Annotated in this window: 3 protein-coding genes and 1 tRNA gene; 2 read left to right on the top strand and 2 right to left on the bottom strand. The window is 48.6% G+C overall.

What is annotated here, in order from left to right; all coding sequences use genetic code 11:
• On the top strand, nucleotides 1–735 hold a 735-nt coding region (locus QZ377_RS07330), incomplete at its 5' end, for an alpha amylase C-terminal domain-containing protein (RefSeq protein WP_291440516.1).
• 37 nt (nucleotides 736–772) lie between these two features.
• A tRNA-Pro gene (locus QZ377_RS07325) sits at nucleotides 773–849 on the top strand.
• Nucleotides 850–1112: 263 nt separating this feature from the next.
• Here the strand turns inward: QZ377_RS07325 and QZ377_RS07320 are convergent.
• Both QZ377_RS07320 and QZ377_RS07315 read right to left on the bottom strand, forming a co-directional pair.
• Nucleotides 1113–2090: a membrane dipeptidase gene (locus QZ377_RS07320; protein ID WP_291440515.1), complete on the bottom strand. Its 978-nt coding sequence runs from the start codon at nucleotides 2088–2090 to the stop codon at nucleotides 1113–1115.
• Between the two features lie 280 nt (nucleotides 2091–2370).
• A complete protein-coding gene (locus tag QZ377_RS07315; protein ID WP_291440514.1) occupies nucleotides 2371–3837 on the bottom strand; it encodes an APC family permease in 1467 nt (488 codons plus the stop codon).
• Nucleotides 3838–4112: the final 275 nt, after the last annotated feature.

The following is a 4112-nucleotide window of genomic DNA, read 5'->3' as shown; positions in this document are numbered from 1 at the left end:
CCTCGCGATATGGGCAGTATGTGGCATGAAATGACCAATCATAGGCCATATGATCGCACCATCAGCTATGTGGAGTGCCACGACCAGTGTATAAACGGCAAAGATGCCATGATCTGGCGGTTGCTTGGCGAGCGCATGTACAGCCACATGTCTGTTGCAACAGATAGCTGGGACGTATCGCGTGGACTCGCTTTTTACCGTCTTATGCGCCTTATTACATTGGGTACTGCTGATGCGGGCTATCTCAACTTTATGGGGAACGAATTTGGACATCCCGAATGGCTTGATGCGGAAAACTACGCCCACAGGCAATGGCACCTGGCCCAGGCCTCTGATCTTAAATACGCCTTCCTGGCCGCCTGGGACAAAGCGCAGATGCTGGAAATGGTCCAGCCACATCTGAACAGCTTTGGGCAATCCCCTCTTTTCCGCTTTATTCATGAAGAAAAACGGTTGCTGGCTTTTGAGAGGGGACAACTGCTTTTTGCCTTTAACTTTCATGAGCTTGATGCCCAGAAAAATCTGACGTTTGCTGTTTCTTCCGGTAAATATGTGGAGCTGCTTTCCTCGGACGAAAGGCGTTTCGGCGGACACGGAAATCTTGACATATCCGGCCAGCCCGTAGAGCATTTTACCCAGCCGCTGCCTGATCGACATGAGGGGAACATCCATCTGTATCTGCCTCCTTTGGTCGGCCTGGTATTACTAAGAAAAAATAATTTAAAAAAAGATTGACAGAACAAGTGGTTCAGCGTAGTTATCTTTCTCGCGTCGGGATGTAGCGCAGCCTGGGAGCGCACTTGAATGGGGTTCAAGGGGTCGAAGGTTCAAATCCTTTCATCCCGACCAGAAAGTTTAGGGCTTACGATGAAAATCGTAAGCCCTTTTCTGTTTGGAACCAAATTTTGAGCAGCCGCGCCCTCTTTTGTTTTGCTGTACATAAAGGCACGGAATGCGTGCTTCACATGCACATGACACGGAGGTGGTTTGTTTCTTTTGGTATTGCTTTCAGCATGTCATTGCAGGCTCGGGGAGCGTCATGCTGCCCCAAAAGGCTTTGCATCGCCCTTTCCTGCCAGCCAGCAAAGAGGAGGCTATTATTCCTGCGAGCCTTAGCCTTTCAGAATATCCCTGAGTACACGTTCCGCATTTTTATGAGCAATTTTTTCCAGAGCATCATCAGAGTATCCACGCCGCTTCAGAATTTCAAACAGCGAAGGGATGTCTCTCCAATCAAGCAGACCTTCTATTTCTGCGATATGCCTTTCTGGTTCCGGAGTTAATTTGTCATGCTTAAAATAATGGCAGAAATCAAACCCCAGAGCCAGTGATTCAATACCTGCGAGATTGACCACCCTATCAAAATGTTCAACAAAATGGTAAACATTGGGTTTTTCAGCACGCACAAAAGAGCCCCAGGCGTTCATGCCGATAACGCCACCCTTTTCTGCAATGGCCCGTATCTGCTGATCCGTCAGGTTACGTTCAGCCGGGCACAGACTCCTGCAGTTAGAGTGGGTAGCAATAAGCGGATTACTGGAAAGTTCCAGCACTTCCCAAATACTTTTTTCATTGAGGTGGGAAAGATCGATTACCATGCCAAGCTCGTCCATCAGGGACACGACATCCCTTCCGAGCCTTGTCAGGCCCCTGTTGTAATTGGGGCTGCCAACTCCTGTAGCAAACTGGTTTTCTTCATTCCAACTAAGGCCAATATGCCTGATGCCCTGATCATAAACATATTGGACCGTTTCCAGACCATTTTCAAAACCGGATGCACCCTCAACGCCCATAAAGGCAAAAATGCGCCCTTCCTTGCGTGCATGATCCGCCTCGGACATGCTCCGAACAAAAGTGATATCGTCTTTTGCCTCCCCGATCTCCGCAAGGCTCAGAGGAAGAAGCTCTTTAAAGCGGCGGACCGGATCATTTGTAAACTCCGGCGAAATCCACAGCACCATGATCAGGCCGCCAACGCCTCCTTGCTTGAGAAAGGCAAGGTGGTGTTTCGCAATGTTATTCCGTTCTCCATTGCTGCGGTATCGTGACGTATGAGCAAAAATATCCGTATGCATGTCCAATATATACATAAACTATCCTCAATGGCATCAAGCCTGTAAAAGCTGTTACGCTGCTGCCGGCACCATTGGCAGGGGTTCATATATGCCTGTTGTTTTTATTTTCTGTGGGCCTGCCAAGCGCATATGCCGATCCGTGCTCCGTTGCACAGCTTATGCAACACAGATGCAGCATCATTTTTTCTGAATCCAGGTAAAATGTCCGATGGTATTTTTTGAAAAACAGCAAAGCGTTATAATGCAGTTTTTGCAAACAAGGTGGGGGCGGCCACAGCCCCCACCTCCGAAACTGTTATGACTTCCTTTGCAGCTTTTCTATTTCGTCGTAATTTTCACCAAGCATTTCCTTCATGGCTTCCTGCTCGGTAAAGGGACTTTTTTTCGCGTACAGATTGTACATGATGACCCCGAGAGATACCCAGATGATAAGAAGCACATATTCAGGAAACACCAACGACATTGAAGTACCTGGAATAAGCGTCATTACAATAATGCCAAACGCGCCAAGCGCCCCGACAACAGGCAGCCAGGTAAGCTTGACTTTGTAGGGGCGATGGTTTGTCGGGTAACGCTTTCTGATCCTGTACATGCAGACCACTGTCAGAGCCCATGAAAGGCCAACAAATACACCGCCCATGTCCAGGAACCAGATCATGGCGCTCTTTCCAAGCCATCCCATGGACAGGGTCAAAACAAGGGTGCAGGCCAAAGCATTGAACGGCACGTTACGGCTGTTCACTTCACCAAGAAATCTGGGCAAAAGGCCGCCACGCCCCATGGCAAAGATGATACGCGAGCAGCCCATGGCCATGCCGAGCGATCCCGTACCCATGCCGAGCAGAGCGATGGCCATAGCCGCATAGCTCAAAACAGGATAGCCCGCGGCGGTAAAGGTGCTGATAGCCCCCAAATCCATCTTGGCGGATTCTTCCCAAGGAATAATCATACCGGTAGCAAGCAGGACCAAAACATAATAGGCAGCCGCCAGAAAAACCGTAACAACGGCGGCGACGCCGATACGCTTGGGAGAAAAATTGGCTTCTTCGGCCAACAGGGCAACAACGCTGAAGCCCGTTAGAAATGTGAGCGCGGGAATGACAAAACGGACGACGCCAGCAATATCATTGATAATAGTAGCTTCAGTACCGTCAGCAAGCACCGGGGTAAAAGCGGGCCAAAAGTTGGCCCAACTGCCCAGTGCAATACCAGCAACAGCCAAAGCAGCACCGCAAATGACTTTAAGAATGAACAATATTTTTTGCGTTGATGCCCCAACGTCCACGCTGCGGGAGTTGAGATAAAAAAAGAATAAAACGAGAATGATACCCGCGAGCAAGCCTGGTAAATAGACGGTTGTTCCTGCAATGCTGTATAGCTGTATGCTTTCCATTATAGAGGCAATTCCAGGAAACCCCTTTGCCAGCAAACCGCCAAAGGCCGCCATATAAAACGCTGTTGAACTAAGAAAGGCGCCAATCAGCATCCACCCGATAATAAAAGCCAATCCCCTGTTAAAAGCGATAAATGTATACAAAATTTCCCCGCCAGCGCGAGGAAACTGTGAAGCAAGCTCACCATATGCCAGAGCAATACAGGCCGCGATAAGCGAAGCGAGCAGCATGCCAAACACAACGCCGCCCGCACCGTAGCTGGCGAAAAAATCACTTGTTGTGTAAATCCAGCCAGACCCGATGATGCCAGCTGCTCCAAGAATCACTAATGAAGGAAAGCTCAATGTCCTTTTCAGTGATCTACTCATAGGGAAACCTCCTCGTAAGGGTTTCTGTGATAAAGCCTGCCAGTTTTGTTTAAAAAGTATGCATAAATCCTATCTGAAGGCTGGCCAGCATGCCTTCACCAGCTTCAGGCATATTTAAACAGATGCCGCAATAAAAAATAAAAATTGAAAATAAACTGCTTTTTGCTTGAAGATGACCGTAGAAAAAACACTCCTTCGTCCAAACCACGACCCTGCGTCCGAAGGATCAGAAGGTATGATGGTATCACTTGTAGAAAGCAACATTCGCGCCAAAG

The organism is Desulfovibrio sp. (genome assembly GCF_019424165.1).
In the GTDB taxonomy this organism is placed as follows: Bacteria; Desulfobacterota; Desulfovibrionia; order Desulfovibrionales; family Desulfovibrionaceae; genus Desulfovibrio.
Note: the sequence above shows the minus strand (reverse complement) of the source record. Positions and strands in the feature narration are given on the sequence as shown.

Bases quoted from the DNA above. Each gene is read 5' to 3' on its own strand.
- QZ377_RS07315 (WP_291440514.1), bottom strand. From the start codon at position 3,837: ATGAGTAGATCACTGAAAAGGACATTGAGCTTTCCTTCATTAGTGATT.
- QZ377_RS07320 (WP_291440515.1), bottom strand. From the start codon at position 2,090: ATGTATATATTGGACATGCATACGGATATTTTTGCTCATACGTCACGA.